At 69.6% G+C, this 1,116-nt stretch carries 1 protein-coding gene; it reads left to right on the top strand.

Annotated features, from left to right (window positions below; all coding sequences use genetic code 11):
• Positions 1-388: 388 nt before the first annotated feature.
• Positions 389-1,116 (top strand): HAMP domain-containing protein (locus tag IE329_RS39915; RefSeq protein ID WP_190215974.1); only part of this gene is annotated, 728 nt, incomplete at its 3' end.

Below are 1,116 nucleotides of genomic sequence, written 5' to 3'. Positions count from 1 at the left end.
AACGAGCAACTGCGCCGTCCGCCGGCCGACGCGCCGCCGCCCGCCGACACCTGACTCCGTGTCTGGCGGAGCATGGACAGGCTGGCGGGGCGCTGGGGCAGCCGGTTCTAGCCGGAGATTCGACTGGCGGCTGCCGGATCGCAGGTGAAGGTCGACAGTGCGAAGTGTGCCGTCACGTGGAGCGCGGCGTATGTCGTTCTCGACGCGTGCCAGGGCGGCTGCCGGGCATGCGTCGGACTGCATCTGGTTCGGCCAGCAGGGCTCTTCCGGGTAGTTCGCTCTTGGTGGAAGCGGTGGGGTAGCGTCCCCACCGGTATGTTCAACTGCCCTTCCCGCCCTGGTTCGGCCATGGCGGGCCTATGGTCTGCGCTCAGGAAGGCGACCTGCGATGACCAGCTCGACTAAGCCCCCGGCTGCACGGCGGGGCGGCAATGGCAAGGCCGAGCAGGTGGGGGAACCCGATCTGCGGCGACTGCTGACCGGCCTGACCGCCGTCCGCGACGGGGACTTCGGCACCCGGCTGCCGGACGCCGACGGGCTGCTCGGCGAGATCGCCACGGTGTTCAACGGCATGGTCGACCAGCTGTCGCTGTTCACCTCCGAGGTCACCCGCGTCGCGCGCGAGGTGGGAACCGAAGGGCAGCTGGGAGGCCAGGCCGAGGTCCCCGGGGTCTCCGGGACCTGGAAGGACCTCACCGACTCCGTCAACGCGATGGCCGGCAACCTGACGACCCAGGTGCGGGACATCGCCCAGGTGGCCACCGCGGTCGCCAAGGGCGACCTCTCGCAGAAGATCGACGTCGCTGCGCGCGGCGAGATCCTTGAGCTGAAGAACACCGTCAACACCATGGTCGACCAGCTGTCCTCGTTCGCCGCGGAGGTCACCCGCGTCGCTCGCGAGGTCGGCAGCGAGGGCCGGCTCGGAGGCCAGGCCCAGGTGCCCGGCGTGGCGGGCACCTGGCGTGACCTGACCGACTCGGTCAACTTCATGGCCGGCAACCTCACCGACCAGGTCCGCAACATCGCCCAGGTCACGACCGCCGTCGCCAAGGGCGACCTGTCGCAGAAGATCACCGTGGACGCCCGCGGCGAGATCCTGGAACTCAAGAACACCGT

Origin of the sequence: Kitasatospora indigofera (assembly GCF_014655955.1) — a bacterium.
Classification (GTDB): Bacteria; Actinomycetota; Actinomycetes; order Streptomycetales; family Streptomycetaceae; genus Kitasatospora; species Kitasatospora indigofera.
The sequence above is the reverse complement of the archived record's forward strand: the minus strand, read 5'-3'. Positions and strand labels throughout refer to the sequence as shown.